The following is a 15,236-nucleotide window of genomic DNA, read 5'->3' as shown; positions in this document are numbered from 1 at the left end:
GTGTCCCTCGCGGGTCAAAAAGATCGAACACGGCCGGGTCAGTCGGGCGAAATCGATGAAAACGAACGGCGGTCAGCGAGCGGGTCGCGGCGTCGGTGCGGTCACTCCGTGAAGGTGATCCAGCCGTCGGGCGCGTGGGCCTTCACGTCGTTCATCGCCTCGCGGGCGGCGGTCCGGGTCTCGTAGGTCTGGGTGCTCTCGGCCATCGTCGCGCCGTACTCGTCGATCAGCTGCCAGACCCAGCCTTCCTCGGCGGTGTGGAGTTCGAACGAGACGCTGTCGATCTCGAGGATGCTCGCCGACTCGATCAGTTCGCGGACGTCCTCGAGGGCCGCACGCGCGTCGTCGGCCGTCTCGTGGGTCTCGGAACCGGTCGCGACGGTCCGACCGTCCTCGTCGATGAGCCGCCACTGCCAGCGGTCGTCCTCGTCGGCGACCAGTTCGAAGGAGGCGACGTCGAAGTCGACCCGGCCGGCCATCGGCGCAAGCTGACGGACCTGCTCGATCTCGTCGAACAGTCCGGCCTTGGTCCCGGTGGCATCGACGCCGGCCGCGAACACCTCGCGCTCGTGGTCGACGAGGTCCCACGACCAGTCGTCCTCATCGGTACTGTGCAGGCGGATCGCGGCGTCCTCGATCGCGAAGATCGGCGCGTCGGTCGCGTAGGCCTGCAGCTCGTCGACCGCGGCCATCACCGCCTCGCGGCGGTCGTAGGTGCGGTTCGAATCGGCGATCTCCTCGCGGTCGCGGTCGAGCAACCGGAACCGCCACTCGTCGGTTCCGTACAGCTGCACGGAGACGTCCCCGATCGCGTAACGTTGCGCCGCCGCGGCGACATCGCGCACGTCGTCGAGACCGTCGACCAGTTCGTCGCGAGTCGGGGACGCCTGGCCGTCGACGGCCACGGTCTCGCCCGACGGCATGACGAACCGCCAGTGCCAGTCCTCGGTCGCGTACGTCTGGAAGATCGCCTGGTCCATCGTCCGCACGTCCGAATCGAGGTGCTCGAGCAGGCGGTTCATCGCCTGGCGAGCGGCCCCGCGGGTCGGGTGGGTCGCGGGGTCTTCGGCGACGAGCTGGCCGGCTTCGTCGATGAGCCGCCAGCCCCACTCGTCGTCCTCGTTGACGAAGAGTTCGAACGCCGCGGTCTCGATCTCGAGCAGTTCGGCGTCGGGAGCCTGCTCTTTCAGCGTCATCATCGCCTCGGCGGCCTCGTTCCGGGAGGTGTGTTCCTCGCCGGAGTCGGCCAAGACGTTGCCGTCCTCGTCGATGAGCCGCCAGCGCCACTCGCCGGAGTCGGCCTCGTAGACCTGGAACGCCGCGTTCTCGAACTCGATGAGATCGGCCTCGCTGGCCTGTTGGCGGACGCGCTCGATCGCGGCCGTGGCTGACTCGGCGTCGGCGTGGGGTTCCGTGCTCGCGGCGACGACCTCGCGGTCGTCGGTGACCAGGCGCCAGTGCCACGGGCTCTGCTCCTCGTCGCCGGCCGAGTCGACGGCCGTCCCGCCGTCAGCCGCCGGTTCGGGCGCATCGATCGTCGCAGGGAGGTCGCGGTCGTCGTCCGGCGTGGACGCGGAACTGCCCGCGCTCGCGCTCTCGGCCGGATAGACCTCGTATTCGGCGTCTTCGATCTCGACGACGTCGGCCTCGACGGCGTTCTCGCCGAACTGCTCGGTCCACCGCTCCGAACGCTCGCGGTCGTCGGTCCCTTCGGGCCCGCGCGCGACGACGTGTTCGGCCTCGTCGACGAGCCGGTAGCGCCACTCCTCGCCGGACTCGTAGAGTTCGTACGTGGGTTCGCCGGCCACGGTGACCGACGCCGACTCCAGTGCCGGCAGCAACGCTTCGGCGGCCGCTTCGGCGTCGCGCCGCGCGTCGAAGGTGTCGGTACTGGTCGAGATGACCCGGTCGTCGGCGTCGACGAATCGCCAGGTCCAGCCGTCGGCCCGCTCGCACAGTTCCATGCCGATGTGCTCGATGTCGAGCACCCGCGCCTGGTCGAACCGCTCGGCGAAGGTTCGGGCCGCTTCTTCGGCGCGTTCCTGAGTCGAGTGTCCTTGCTCGCTCGACGCCAACGGCATGCGGTCGTCGTCGACTAGCTGCCAGTACCACTGATCGCGCCGTTCTTCGTAGGTGAACGCCGCACCTTCGATCTCGATCACGTCGGCGTCCGGGCCCCGGTCCTTCAGGAAGCTCACGGACTCCTCGGCGCCGTCGCGCTCTTCGAACTCGCCGGCGCAAGCGCCGACGATGCTGCCGTCGTCGCGGGCCAGCGTCCACTGCCACGTGCCGTCGCGGTCCTCGTAGAGTCGGAACGCCGAGGTCGTCAACTCCATCAGGCCCGCGGAGCTGATTTGGGACTTGACGCGCTCGATACCCTCCGTCGCATCCGGTCGGGTGACGGCGCTCTCGTTGCTCTGTGCCAGTGCTTCGAGGTGGAGGACGTGCCACTTCCAGTCGCCGTTCTCGTCGCGGAAGACGGCGAACTGTGCGCTCTCCATTGCGTCGCCCGTGAGAATCGCCGGATCTTCTGACGTCCCTTCCTCCTCGACGAACATCCCCTTTCGACCGGTGAGGATCGGGACGAGCGCCGTCACGCCCGCGATGATTCCGATTCCGAACGTGTAGACCGAGATAACCTCGACGCTGTAGTCAACGCCGAGTTCGCGCCAGTTGTACGGATACGCCCACCCGAAGAAGCCGACGCCCCCCAGCGAGATTAGCAAGCCGACGAAACTGGCCTGAATCCCCCGTTTTCGGACCGGCAACATCAAGACGATGCCGAACAGACAGAGCGCGAGCCCCGTCGCCGCCGTAATTCCCGAGATCCGGATCAGGGCGTAGGAGTTGCCCTCGCCCGCATATCCGACGACGAAGGTCGCCACGCCCGCCGCGCCGATGATGTAGCCGACGATAAACAGCCAGTAACCGTAGACGTCTTTGCTCGAGTCGGGTTCCCCGACGTAGTGTTCGTACAACTGAAACAGATTTCGGTGAATGTCAGTCAGTGAAGCCATTGCCAAACCTGACCGGATAACTTGAACGCATCATAATAAAGTTCTGGCTACCAGTATAGGATTTGTTATATAGGGATTCTATGGTTTCGCGTCGGTGTTGGCCGGTCGAGACCGGCAACTCACCGGGAATAACCCCGGTTCCCTATCGACGGAAATACTCTCATAGAGCCTCTTAGACGGCCCATTCACTTTCGAACGATAAACGGCGATTTCCGTCGCTCGGGATTGGATCCGGGGGACCGGCCCCGAGTATAACCCGATCCGGTGCCAGTCGGCGCTTCGCGGCCGTGATTCCTCTTGGGGCTGATAGAAGAACGGGGTACTTAATCACTTGAGGACGGCGCCCGCCGGATGCGTCGCACAGACCGACGGCTCGTAACCCGCGTCGGACAGCCCCGTCCCGAGCGCGAAGACGGTCTCGCCGAGCATCGCCATCGACGCCTGGCCGTCGGCCGCGGAGACGTCGGCAATCGTTTCGGTGACCCGGTCGGTCAACAGGCCGGCGTCGCGCGCGAACAGCCGCGAGGCGTACATGAAAGAGAGCAGCGTCGGCTCTTCGACGACCCGCGAGAGCGCCTCTCGGCCGGCGGCGGTCAACTGGTCGGTGTCGCCCGAGAGCACGTCGGCCGTCGAGAGTTCGCCGAAAGAGACGTACTCGACGCGCGCCCGCGACGGGATCGCGTCGAGTTCGTTTTCCTGCGGGCTCCCCGGCTCGAGGCGGATCGGGACGCCGCCGTGAGCTTGCGCGACCACGTCGCCGAGTCCCGTTCCGGCTTGCACTTCCGCGCCGTGGGCGATCGTCACGAGTTCGTTCACCGAGAGTTTGCACTCGAACACGCGGTTCGCCGCGAGCGCGGTGCCGAGCGCCAGCGCGCCCGAGACGCCGAAGCCGGCCCCCAGGGGGAGATCGGAGTCGGCCTCGACGCGGGCGGTCGCGTCGAGCGTCTCGAGGACGGTCGTCACCGGATCGACGTCGATCTCCGTCCCGTCGAGCGCGACGGTCGAATCCTCGCCGTCGGCCGGTTCGACCGTTACCTCGACCCCGTCGGTGAGCGTCAGCCCCGCCCCGCGGGAGCCGGCTTTCGTCGGATCGTCGGCTGGATGTGCGCTGAAAAAGCCCGTGATGTGTCCGGGTACGAACGCCGTCGCCTCCTCACGCATTACGGCCCCGCTTTCGGCTGGACGGATATAACGTTGAAGATTCCGTGTGCCACCGTGTCGAGGTGATCGGCAGTACTGCCCACCGCCGCAGCTCCCGTTCGTATCGGTTCGTGTGAACGTGTTCTAGATTAATTCCGTTTTGAAGGTCGGTACTTGAATAAGCTCGATATAGAGAAAGAAAGTCCAATGCGTGATCTATCCAATCGCAGCACGGGTCATGACAGGAACCGACACGCCCCACGACGAACCGCGTTCGAACGAGTCGACGACCGACCGCCGTACCCTCTTGACGGCCGCCGGCACGACGCTCGCGGCCGGGACCGGCCTGGCCGCTACGGCCGGCTCGGCGTCCGCACAGCTGCTCGGCCCCGAGGTCATCGAGATCGATGAGGGAGTGTTCGGCTGGAGCGCCGACGGGAGCCTGCCGGTGACGGACGAACTGCTCGTGTTCATTCACGGCTGGTTCGGCGACTCGTCCGTCTCGAGTCAGGCCTCAGACGTCGAGAGTTCCCTCGAGTCCGGCGGCTACTCCCCGGACGAGACCGTCGCGCTCGAGTGGCCCGCAACGAACTTCAATTACCTCGACGCGGAGTCGGACACCGAGGACGTCGGCGAAGTCGCCGCCGGCCTCGTCGAGGACTTCTACGACGACGGCGGCGGAAACGTTCGCCTGGTCGGTCACTCCCTGGGCGGGCGGTGCGTCCTGTGGACCGCGACGAAACTGAGTTCGGGCTATCAGATCGAGACCGTCGCGCCGTTGGGCGCGGCTGCCGACGGGTCGGCGGTCTGTGGCGATCCGTGGAATCCGGGGCTCGACAACGCCTGCGAGGTCCGCAACTATCACTCGGAGAACGACTCGACGGTCGGGTCCGCCTACGGCAGCTTGGGCGACACTGCGCTCGGCAACGAGGGCGCGGGCTGTGATCCGGCCGCGAATTACACGGACGTCGACGTGACGGACAGCGTCTCCAGTCACCTGGACTTCCTGGGTGACGCCGCCGTTGGCAGCGACCTCGCCGACGCCATCAACGACGGATCCTGCGACGGAGACGGCGGCGACGACGGCGACGACGATGACGGCGGCTGGTGGAACTGGTAGCGGCGACCGAGAGCGACGGGTCGGCCGCAGGTCACAGATCTAGCAGCAGGTGCCGATACTCGTTGCCGTGAACGGCGAGAAGAATTCGCGAGCGAGGCCGCGTCGCTCCGCTCGCGGCCGCCAGGCGCCGACGGCGACAACCGCTGACGATCACGCGGAAACACACTTCGCCCACGCTCGCAGTTTCCGCTTGTTCTCACCGTCTTCGCCTATGGGCTCAGACGTTGACGATCCCGTAAGACTCCTTTCGGTCGTCTTACTGGCTCCCAGGTTTGTCGCCTACGGCGACAAACGCTGGCGATCTCGCAAGACGTTGCTCGCTAGCGCTCGCAACGACTTGCTAGCTCTCAGAGACTTCGCCCTATGGGCTCAGTCTCTGACGATCTCGCGGGAAGAGAACTGCCTCGCGGATGTTCTCGAGTCCCAGGATGGTCATGATCAGGCGCTCGCCGCCGAGACCGAAGCCGGCGTGGGGCGGCATGCCGTACTTGAACATCTTCGTGTAGTACTCGAACTGGTCGGGATCGAGGCCCTGCTGTTCGAAGCCCTCGATGAGCTTCTCGTGGCGGTGTTCGCGCTGGCCGCCCGAGACCAATTCCATGCGCGGGTGCATCAGGTCGAAGCCGGTCGACAGTTCGGGGTCGTCGTCGTGGTCCTTGATGTAGAACGGCTTGATCTCGCTGGGCCAGTCGGTGATGAAGTAGTGGCCGCCGACGTCCTGACCGAGGGCTTCCTCGGCCGGCGTCGAGAGGTCGTCGCCCCAGACGAGTTGCTCGTCGAGTTCGCCCGTGGCGTTGATGCGCTCGATGGCCTCCTCGTAGCTGATGCGGGGGAAGTCGCCCTCGGGAACCTCGAACTCCTCGGCGAGGTCGAGTGCCTCGAGTTCGTCGCCGAAGTTCTCCTGGACCGCTTCGTAGCTGGCCTTGACGATGCCCTCGGCGACGTCCATGGCGTCCTGGTGGTCGCAGAACGCGCCCTCGAAGTCGATCGAGGTCGCCTCGTTGAGGTGGCGGGGCGTGTTGTGCTCCTCGGCGCGGAAGATCGGGCCGATCTCGAAGACGCGCTCGACGTTCGAGCCGGCGATCAGCTGCTTGAACAGCTGGGGCGACTGGTTCATGAAGGCCTCCTCGCCGAAGTAGGTGATCGGGAAGAGTTCGGTGCCGCCCTCGGTCCCGGTGGCGACGATCTTCGGCGTGTTGATCTCGGTACAGTCGAACTCGCGGAACCGGTCGCGGACCGCGCGCAGGATCTCGGATCGGATCTCGAAGACCGTCTGGACGTCCTCCTTCCGGAGGTCGAGGGTGCGGTTATCCAGACGCGTCGAGAGGTCGGCGTCGACCTTCCCCGAGGGGTCCAGCGGCAGTTCGGGGTCGGCGGGCGCGACGACCTCCACGGACTCGGGCGTGACCTCGACGCCCGTCGGCGCGCGCGGCTCCTCCTCGACTGCGCCGGAGACTTTGACGACGCTCTCGCGGGAGACGTCGAGTCCGGTCTCGACTAAGTCGTCGTCCATCTCGTCTTTCTCGAACTTGATCTGGATCTTCCCGGCGGTGTCTCGGAGAATCAGGAAGGCGATCCCGCCGAGGTCGCGGATCTCGTGGACCCATCCGGCGACGGTCACGTCGTCGCCAGGCTCGGCGTCGGCAGTGTAGGTTCTGTCCTGCATACCCCTCGATTCACGTAGGCGCAACTTAAGCGCAATCGTTCGCGCCCGCGTCGACGCGACCGGAATCGCATCGGTCCGCGTTACCGCTCGCGGACGGTCATCGGAATCTCGTGTTTCGGACGGGCCGTGATCGTCGCCATCAGATCGAGGTCCGTCCCGGGGACGAGTTCGAGGTGGTACTCCTGATAGATCGTCGCGAGGATGAGCCTGGCCTCGAGCATCGCGAACCGGTCGCCGATACAGCGCCGCGGCCCCGCGGCGAACGGGAAGTACGCCAGTTTCGGGAGCTCCGACTCCAGCTCGTCGGTCCACCGGTCCGGCCGGAACGCGAGCGGGTCGTCGTACCATCGGGGGTCCCGGTGGACGACCCACTGGTGCATCCGGACCGTCGAGCCGGGTTCGATCTCGTGGCCGTCGATGACGTCTGGCTTGACGGGCTCGCGGACGATGCCCGGGACCGGCGGGTACAGCCGCATCGACTCCTTGACGACCTGCTCGGTGTAGGTGAGTTCCGAGAGGTCGTCCATCGTCGGCGTCCGCCCGTCGAGAACGTCGTCGAGTTCCGCGACGAGTTGCCGTTCGACCTGCGGGTTCTTCGCGAGGAGATATGCAGTGAGCGTCAGCGACAGGGCCGTCGTCTCGTGCCCGGCGAGCAACAGCGTCACGACCTCGTCCCGGATCTGCTCCGTCGACATCGCGTTGCCGTCCTCGTCGGTCACCTCGAGCAGTTTGGAGATGACGTCGTGGTCCGTGGGCTCGGCCCGGCGTTCCTCGATGAGTCGGTAGACGACCTCGTCTAGGTCCTCGCGAGCGCGCCGGATCCGACGCCTGGCGGGCGTCGGCACGTTCGGGGGTAAGACGTAGTGCGTCAAGCTCTCCGACGCCTCCATGAACCGCTCGAGGGCCGAGCCGACGGTATCGACCTCGTCGTCGACGTCGGCGCCGAACAGCGCCCGGGCGACGATCTTCAGCGTCACTTCCATCATGTCCTCGTGGACGAGCCGCGTCTGCCCGTCGTCCCACGACTGGAGGGCGTCCTCGGTGAACTCGGTCATCATCGTCGCGTACTCACGGATCCGATCGGGGTGGAACGCGGGTTGGATCAGGTGTCGGTTGCGCCGCCAGACCGCGCCCTCGCTGTTCAGGATGCCGTTGCCCGTAATCGGACCGAGGACGTTCTGGAACCGATCGCCCTTGACGTAGTTCTCGTTGTTCTGGACGAGCACGTGCTCGATGTACTCGGGGTGATTGAGCTGATAGACCCGGCCGCCGGGGTCCTTCCAGGAGGCGATGTCGCCGTACTCGCGGGCCGTACGGGTCATGAAGCCGTACGGATCGCGCAGGAAGGCGACCTGATTGCCCAGCAACGGCAGTCCGTCCGGACCTGGCGGATAGGTGTCGGTGATCGAAGGCGTGTCGCTGCTCATTTGTACTCGACTGAACGTCCTCCAGCCGCCTCCGTGTATAGCCGATCATCCTAGGCGTATTTAAGTATCCGGCCGATAGCGGCCGGTATGCATCCGGCCGATCGCTCGAACGAAGGGGTTCCGTACCGCGAGCACCAGGCGGCCGATTTCGAACGCAACCGCGTTGCGGGTGGCCGGCCGTGAGATACGCGACGATCGTCCTGTCGTGGTCCGACGGCCGCATCAACAGCCTCGACGAGCGCTTCGCCCGCAGCGACGCGGTCTCGATCGCGTCGATCCGATACCTGAATCCGATCCGCGAGGACCGGTACGTCGAGCTGGTCGAACTCCGCGGCGACCTCGACCGCGCCCGCGAACTGCTCGCCGACTGCGTCGAGGCGATCGAGTACGACGTCGCCGGCGAGGACGGGCACGGCGTTGCCTACGTGCAGTGTCGAATCGTTGATCCCATCGACGACCTGCTGTCGATCCTCCGCGAGCACGAGATCGTCCTCGATTGGCCGATGACCTACGTCGACACCGAGCAGGCCCGCGGGCTCGAGATGACCGCGTTCGGAACCAGCCGCTCGATCCAGCGCGCGGCCGCGGCGCTTCCCGACGGGATCGACCTCGAGCTTCGACAGCTGGGCGAGTACGAACCCGGCGCGGAACAGTTCTCGCCTGGCCTGACCGATCGCCAGCGGGACCTGTTCGAGTTCGCGCTCAGCGAGGGGTACTACGAGGTGCCCCGCGAGACGACCCACCGGGAACTCGCCGCGCGCCTGGACCTGGCGACGGCAACCGTGAGCGAGCACCTCCAGCGGATCGAATCGAAACTGGCCGCCGCCTACGCGTCCGCGACGCGATAGCGGCATGCAGGCGTCAGCGGCGACGACTGCCCGCGTCGCCCTCGATGCCTCCCGGCGATCGAATCGGTCGTGGCCGCGCCATCCCCGTCCGACCGCCGGTTCCCATCCGTCCCGCTTTTACCGCTCGTCCGCGAGGTCCCGATATGGACGACCTCGAGCGACTCGCCGACGAGGTGCGGACCGCAGAGACGGTCGTCGCGTTCACCGGGGCGGGCATCTCGGCACCCTCCGGCGTGCCGACCTTCCGCGACGACGACGGCGTCTGGGAGAAATTCGACGAAGGGCAGTTTACCTACGGCCGGTTCCGCAGCGATCCCGAGGGCTTCTGGGACGACCGCGTCGACCTCCAGCGGGAGATGTTCGGCGACGATTACGAGCCCAACGCGGCCCACCGCGCCCTCGCGGAGATGGGACTGGACGGCGATCTCGAGGCGATTCTCACGCAGAATACGGACGGCTTGCACGGCCGAGCGGCCGAAGCGGTTCGCGACGAGTCGAGGCGCACCGAAGAGGTCCACGACGGTGCCGAATCCGCCGTCGAGGACGGTGACGGGGACGGAAGAACGAACGGGACCGACACCGCTCTCCTCGAACTCCACGGCAACGCCCAGCGGGTCCGGTGTACCGACTGCGGGAAGCGCCGGACCGCCGATCCGATCTTCGAGCGCGCGGCCGACGGCGCGCTCCCGCCGACCTGCGAGTGCGGCGGCGTCTTCAAGCCCGACGTCGTCCTTTTCGGCGAGCAGCTGCCTCGGGCCGTCCTCCAGCGCGCCCGCTCGCTCGCCCGCGAGAGCGACGCGTTCCTCGCGATCGGCTCCTCGCTGGTCGTCGAACCCGCCGCCTCGCTCCCGCGGGTCGCCGCGTCGACGGACGCGACCGTGGGGATCATCAACCTCGAGGAAACGCCGTGCGACGACGTCGCCGACATCGTCTACCGCGAGGACGTAACCGAGGCGCTCCCGCGGTTGCAGGACCTCGTCGCCGAGTAGACCCCTCCTCGACTCCGAGACGGGGCCGGCTCCGCATCGACGATCGGGCTTCGATCAACCGCGCCTGGCCGCGCCGCACCTCGAGCGCGATGCCCTCGGCTGCGCGGAACTCGTGATACCGGCAGAAGGCGTCGGATTCGGAAATCGAAGTTTGATCACCAGTTACAGCGGCAGTCAGCGGTTCCGATCGGAACGGCACCGGCCGTCGGCCGCCAGTCGTCGGCCGGACTGCCGTGGCGAGGGTACGGTACTGCGGCGTGCGGGTTCGGATTACGCGTCGTTTGCCGCGTCGACGGTCTCGCGGACCGCTTCGATGCCTTCGTCGTGGGCGAGGTCGCCGACGACGATGACGTCGGCGTACTGGGCCATCGAATACGCGGAATCGTAGTCGTGGATCCCGCCACCGTAGAACAGCGTCGACTCGTCCGTGGCGTCGGCCGCGGCTTCGACGACGTCCTCGTCGCCGAGCGTGCCGGAGTACTCGACGTAGATGATCTCCTGGCCGAACATGTGCTCGGCGACGGTCGCGTAGGCGCCGACGTCGTCGGCGTCGAGGTCGCAGTTGGCCTCGGTCAGTTCCGCCACGTCGGCCTCCGGATTCATGACGATGTAGGCCTCGGTCGTCGTCCGGTCCCAGTCGAGTTCGCCCTCGATCCGGACCCACTCCTTGTGAGCCTCGGTGATCCAGAACGGCGAGCCGGCGTTGAACACCGTCGGGATGAGGTAGCCGTCGAGCGCGTCGTCCTCGAGAACGACCTCGGGGTTCGAGGGTTCCTGATAGAGGGGGACGTCGTGTTCGGCGCAGGCCTGAATGACGGCGCTCATGTTCTCCTCGGTGATACCCATGGTACCGCCGATTTCGATTGCGTCGGTGCCGGTCGCACAGAGATCGCCGTAGGTCACGCCCTCCGGTAAGTCCTTGTCCGGATCGATCTTCAGAATATGATTCCAGTCGTCCCAAGGGGTAGTCATACCGCGTCGTTTCCCGACAACCAGCAAAAACGCTACGGAACGGCCCCGTCTCCGTCTCGGGAGCGGCCGTCGATCCCGGCGCTCCGATCCGCGAGGGCTCGCGGACGCTGAGACCGGAAGCGCCGGATCGCACGGCCGGGGTCGGTCTCGGTCCCGTCTCGCCCCCTCACCCCCGAACGGGGAACGCGGCCAGGCGCGGCCGAGTCGACCCAAGGTCGGGTCGGCGTCGCGCCGCCGACGGATGCGCGACTTGCCGCCCGCAGCGGCGCGGGTCGGCGACGCCGGCGCGCCCGCAGGGGAGCTCAGAGCTGTTCGGCGCTCACGGCTCGCATCGAGCTATCGTCCTCGAGCTCCCAGATCCGCAGGACGAGGTGGGCCTTGCAGTAGTACTCGGCGGTCTCGAGCCCGGTCTGACCGTTCTCGAGGACGAGCTGGCACGTGGCCCCGTTCGAACACTCTGGTGAATGTTCACACATTGGTACTCGTTCGTTCTACTCGTCTCGCAGTCAAGACCTTGTCGGTGAAACGGTTCAGCCGTCACGAGCACCCACCCCGCCCGCTAGCGTTTTAGGCCGGCTATATCCGGCGGTATTACCCGGTACTGTCGGCGATTAGATGCCTTGGCCCATCAGGTGGCTGCGCACCACGTCCGCTTCCTTGTTCCCCGATCCCGTGTTGAGAACGACGATCGTCTCGTCGCCGTCGAACTCGCCGCGCTCGGCGAGCGCCCACGCACCGCTGGCCGCCGCGGCCGCGCTCGGGACCATCTCGAGGCCCTCGTGCTGGGCGACCTGCACCGCCGCGTCGAGAATGTCCGGGTCGTCGGTCGCGACCGCGCCGCCGTCGGTCTCGCGGATCGCGTCGAGGATCCACGGGCTCGCGCCGGGGTCGGGGATCTCGAGCCCGCCGCAGATTGTGTCGGGGTGTTCGACGGGCTCGTGTTCGTCTCGACCCTCCTCGTAGGCCTCGACGATGGGGGCACAGCCCGACGCCTGGGCCGCATACAGCCCGGGTAGCTCGTCGGTCAGCCCGAGGTCGCGGAACTCGGTCGCGGCCTTGTACAGTCCGACGAGACCGACCCCGCCGCCGGTGGGATAACAGATCGCGTCGGGGACCTCCCAGTCGAGCTGCTCGACGATCTCGTAGAACATCGTCTTCTTGCCCTCGTGGCGGTAGGGCGTGACGAACGTCTGGACGGGGTACCAGTCGTCGTGCTCCTCGATGCCCTCCTCGTAGGCCGCGCCGGCGTCGTCGATGCGGCCGCCGACGACGTTCATGTCCCCGCCGTGGACGTTGACCATCGCCTTGTTCGTGAAGCCGGACCGCGAGGGCAAGTAGACGTGCGAGTCCAGCCCCGCCCGGCCCGCGTACGCAGCGGCCGCCTGGCCGGCGTTGCCCGCGGAGGCGAGCGCGATATCGTCCGCGCCGTGCTGAGTCGCGGCCGTCACGGCGACCGCCTGGCCGCGGTCCTTGAACGTCCCCGTCGGGTTCCGCCCTTCGTCTTTGATCAGGACGCGCTCGACGCCGAGTTCGTCGGCCAGGTTCGGGCAGTCGACCAGCGGCGTCGCGCCCTCGGCCATCGTCACGGCCGACTCGCGGGCGAACGGCAGCAGTTCCTCGTAGCGCCACATCGAGTCGAACGGCCGCGACTCGAGCATCCCGCGGTCGAGGTCGATCGCGTCGTAGTCGTAGCTCGGATCGAGGATCCCGCCGCAGTCCGGACACCGGTGGGTCTCCGCGGCGGCGTCGAACTCGGCCCCGCAGTCGACACACTCGAGGCCGACGAAGGCGTCTGTCGTCTCCATACGCGAGTGTTCGCGGCCCGGAACTAAGGGCTATCCATCACGGGACAATCGCACACGACGGTGGGACGCGATCGCGAGCACGGCGTCTCGAAGCCATCACGAACGGCGGACAGCGAGACGGCGCTCGCACGACGGCGCCACTGCTCCGCGGTCCGAACCGGGCGAGAGAACGGTGAAACGGCAGAACCGAGAGAACAGCGATCGGCTGTCAGGAATCAGTTGTCGCCGGTCTTCGACTGCCACTCGTAATCGCGCCGCTTGGCGGACTTGCCGAAGCCACACGACGAGCACTCCTTCTTGTTCACGTGGTAGGATTTCTCACCGCAGCGACGACACTTGACGTGCGTCGTCTTGTTCTTCTTTCCTTGGCTTGGGGTTCCTGCGCCAGTCATGGAGTGATCGAAACGACGTTGTCGCCGCGTATAATGGTTGTGTCTTCGGCCGGCGCCTCTTCGTCGACTCCTCCGTCCGGAATCGTCACGTCCTCGAGCACCAGGTTCATGTGCTGATCGTAGCCGGCGAGATCGCCGACGTACTCGTCGCCACTCTTGAGTCGTACCGTGACGCGTTCGCCGAGCGACGCCTCGAGGACGTCCAGCGGTCGTCCACTCATACGCAACACCGCAGGTGATGGACACTTAATCGTACCGGTCCGGAGTCCGGAGTAGCCGATTCCTTCGTCCGTAGCGTCGGTATACGTAGTACGAACACCTTGGCGGAACGAGATATCCAGGGGCATCCGACTGTTAGCCCCGGTCGATTACCCCAGCACGCGGTTCTCAGTCCGCGCGGAAGCGGCTGCAACGAGTGCTAACCAAACGGCTAAGTGTACACTCGTTGACCGCCCGCTCATGGGCGACAAGAAATTCACCCTCGTAGAGTTGCACATCGACGGCGAGCCGCAGTTCGGCCTCGGCTCGATCGGAAAGGCGCTGCCGATCGGCAGCACCGAAGCGACAGCCGAGACGGAAACCGAATCGGAGACCGATCAAGACGAGGGCGCGGCCGCGGACGACGAGTCCGGCGGCAAGGGGAAAAGCGCCGTCGGCGCGCTGGTCGCGCTCGTCGTCCTCGTCGGCATCGCCGCGGCCGCCAAGAAGTTCCGCGGCGGCGAGGACGAAGGGGAGTTCGAGGCCGAGGAAGAGCCCGACGTCATCGTCAACTGATCCGCGACTGAGCGCCGATCGCCGGCGGTCGGTCGGACGATCGGTCTCGGGCTGGGCGAACCGAGCCGAACGCTTTTGCGCTTCCTTACCGTACGGACAGTCGTGAATCTCTATCGCAGCGCCCGGGCCGTTGCCGGGGCGTCCGGTGACGATGCGATCGACTGGCGATCGGCCGCCGACGCCGCCAAGGCGGCGACCGATCCCGGCTCGCTCGCGCTCGAGCCAGGCGAACGCGAGGCCTACGCCCGCGACGTCCGGGAGGCGCGGGCGGCGGTGCGGACCGTCTCCGGGGCCGACTTCGACGTCCCCGAGACCGTCGAGATCCAGAACCGCCACCACTGGATCGACGCCAACGTCGAGACCTTCGAGCGCGTGATGCGCTCGCTCGAGACCCACACCGGCGCCTTCCCCGGCGTCGCCCGGACGATCAACACGGGGACGATGACCGTCCTGCTCTCGTTCCTCGGGCGGAACGTCCTCGGACAGTACGACCCGCTCCTGCTAGCCGACGCGCCCGCGGACGACCACGCGCTGTACTTCGTCCGGCCGAACATCCTCAACGCCGCCGCGAAGCTCGACGTCGACGCCAACCGGTTCCGCCGCTGGATCGCCTTCCACGAGGTGACCCACGCCGCCGAGTTCGGCGCCGCCCCGTGGCTCTCCGACCACCTCGAGACCCGGATGGAAGAAGGGATCGCGGCGCTCTCGGAGGGCTCGTTCGACCGCGAGGCGTTTCGCGACCTCGACGCCGCGATGACCGTCGTCGAGGGCTACGCCGAACTCCTGATGGACCACGCCTTCGACGACGAGTACGAGGACCTCCGGCGCAAGCTCGACGAGCGCCGCCAGGGGCGGGGACCGCTCCAGCGACTGTTCCGTCGCCTGCTCGGCCTCGGCCTCAAGGAGCGTCAGTACGAGCGCGGCAAGAACTTCTTCGAGCACGTCGTCGCCGTCCGCGACCTCGAGACGGCGAGTCTCGTCTGGGAGGAGCCGAAGAACCTCCCCACCCACGACGAACTCGACGCGCCCGGCGCCTGGCTGCGCCGCGTCGATCGCTGACCGGTTCGTTCGGCGCAGCTAGCTCCC

At 66.8% G+C, this 15,236-nt stretch carries 14 protein-coding genes; 5 read left to right on the top strand and 9 right to left on the bottom strand.

Annotated elements, in window-relative coordinates:
- Positions 1 to 101: 101 nt before the first annotated feature.
- Both BMY29_RS10545 and BMY29_RS10540 read right to left on the bottom strand, forming a co-directional pair.
- Complete coding sequence (locus tag BMY29_RS10545; protein ID WP_049989536.1) at positions 102 to 3,017, bottom strand: DUF1508 domain-containing protein; 2,916 nt, start codon at positions 3,015 to 3,017, stop codon at positions 102 to 104.
- Between the two features lie 327 nt (positions 3,018 to 3,344).
- Positions 3,345 to 4,178, bottom strand: coding sequence for a pantoate kinase (locus BMY29_RS10540; RefSeq protein ID WP_049989537.1), 834 nt, complete (start codon positions 4,176 to 4,178; stop codon positions 3,345 to 3,347).
- Between the two features lie 217 nt (positions 4,179 to 4,395).
- On the opposite strand from BMY29_RS10540, the gene BMY29_RS10535 reads away from it, so the two are divergent.
- Positions 4,396 to 5,277, top strand: coding sequence for an alpha/beta hydrolase family protein (locus BMY29_RS10535; RefSeq protein ID WP_049989538.1), 882 nt, complete (start codon positions 4,396 to 4,398; stop codon positions 5,275 to 5,277).
- 361 nt (positions 5,278 to 5,638) lie between these two features.
- On the opposite strand, the gene aspS is transcribed toward BMY29_RS10535, so the two are convergent.
- Both aspS and BMY29_RS10525 read right to left on the bottom strand, forming a co-directional pair.
- Positions 5,639 to 6,943: an aspartate--tRNA(Asn) ligase gene (aspS, locus tag BMY29_RS10530; RefSeq protein WP_049989539.1), complete on the bottom strand. Its 1,305-nt coding sequence runs from the start codon at positions 6,941 to 6,943 to the stop codon at positions 5,639 to 5,641.
- 80 nt (positions 6,944 to 7,023) lie between these two features.
- Positions 7,024 to 8,370, bottom strand: a complete 1,347-nt coding sequence (locus BMY29_RS10525) for a cytochrome P450 (RefSeq protein ID WP_049989540.1) — start codon at positions 8,368 to 8,370, stop codon at positions 7,024 to 7,026.
- A gap of 179 nt (positions 8,371 to 8,549) precedes the next feature.
- Here BMY29_RS10525 and BMY29_RS10520 point away from each other — a divergent pair, with 179 nt between their 5' ends.
- Both BMY29_RS10520 and BMY29_RS10515 read left to right on the top strand, forming a co-directional pair.
- Positions 8,550 to 9,218: a helix-turn-helix domain-containing protein gene (locus BMY29_RS10520; protein ID WP_049989541.1), complete on the top strand. Its 669-nt coding sequence runs from the start codon at positions 8,550 to 8,552 to the stop codon at positions 9,216 to 9,218.
- A 143-nt stretch (positions 9,219 to 9,361) separates the two neighbouring features.
- Positions 9,362 to 10,207 (top strand): SIR2 family NAD-dependent protein deacylase, encoded by an 846-nt coding sequence (locus BMY29_RS10515; RefSeq protein WP_049989542.1) that lies wholly within the window; start codon positions 9,362 to 9,364, stop codon positions 10,205 to 10,207.
- Between the two features lie 270 nt (positions 10,208 to 10,477).
- Here the strand turns inward: BMY29_RS10515 and BMY29_RS10510 are convergent, their stop codons facing one another.
- The 5 genes from BMY29_RS10510 to BMY29_RS10495 all read right to left on the bottom strand — a co-directional run bounded on the left by BMY29_RS10510 (position 10,478) and on the right by BMY29_RS10495 (position 13,597).
- Positions 10,478 to 11,179, bottom strand: coding sequence for a phosphoglycerol geranylgeranyltransferase (locus tag BMY29_RS10510; protein ID WP_049989543.1), 702 nt, complete (start codon positions 11,177 to 11,179; stop codon positions 10,478 to 10,480).
- Positions 11,180 to 11,481: 302 nt separating this feature from the next.
- A complete protein-coding gene (locus BMY29_RS21045; RefSeq protein WP_173424886.1) occupies positions 11,482 to 11,655 on the bottom strand; it encodes a hypothetical protein in 174 nt (57 codons plus the stop codon).
- 135 nt (positions 11,656 to 11,790) lie between these two features.
- The gene (locus BMY29_RS10505; protein ID WP_049989544.1) at positions 11,791 to 12,984 is read right to left on the bottom strand and encodes a threonine synthase; all 1,194 of its coding nucleotides are present in this window, start codon (positions 12,982 to 12,984) and stop codon (positions 11,791 to 11,793) included.
- A 215-nt stretch (positions 12,985 to 13,199) separates the two neighbouring features.
- Positions 13,200 to 13,376: a 50S ribosomal protein L37e gene (locus tag BMY29_RS10500; RefSeq protein ID WP_074854703.1), complete on the bottom strand. Its 177-nt coding sequence runs from the start codon at positions 13,374 to 13,376 to the stop codon at positions 13,200 to 13,202.
- The gene (locus BMY29_RS10495) at positions 13,373 to 13,597 is read right to left on the bottom strand and encodes an LSM domain-containing protein (protein ID WP_049989545.1); all 225 of its coding nucleotides are present in this window, start codon (positions 13,595 to 13,597) and stop codon (positions 13,373 to 13,375) included. Before BMY29_RS10495 ends, BMY29_RS10500 begins: the two co-directional genes overlap by 4 nt.
- Before the next feature lie 238 nt (positions 13,598 to 13,835).
- Here BMY29_RS10495 and BMY29_RS10490 point away from each other — a divergent pair, with 238 nt between their 5' ends.
- Both BMY29_RS10490 and BMY29_RS10485 read left to right on the top strand, forming a co-directional pair.
- Positions 13,836 to 14,150, top strand: coding sequence for a hypothetical protein (locus BMY29_RS10490; RefSeq protein ID WP_049989546.1), 315 nt, complete (start codon positions 13,836 to 13,838; stop codon positions 14,148 to 14,150).
- A 102-nt stretch (positions 14,151 to 14,252) separates the two neighbouring features.
- Positions 14,253 to 15,209 carry a zinc-dependent metalloprotease gene (locus BMY29_RS10485; RefSeq protein WP_049989547.1) on the top strand — a complete coding sequence of 319 codons (957 nt, stop codon included), beginning with the start codon at positions 14,253 to 14,255 and terminating at the stop codon, positions 15,207 to 15,209.
- The last annotated feature ends 27 nt before the right edge of the window (positions 15,210 to 15,236 follow it).

This window comes from Natrinema salifodinae, from assembly GCF_900110455.1.
Taxonomy (GTDB): Archaea; Halobacteriota; Halobacteria; order Halobacteriales; family Natrialbaceae; genus Natrinema; species Natrinema salifodinae.
This window is presented reverse-complemented; position numbering and strand designations above follow the sequence as displayed.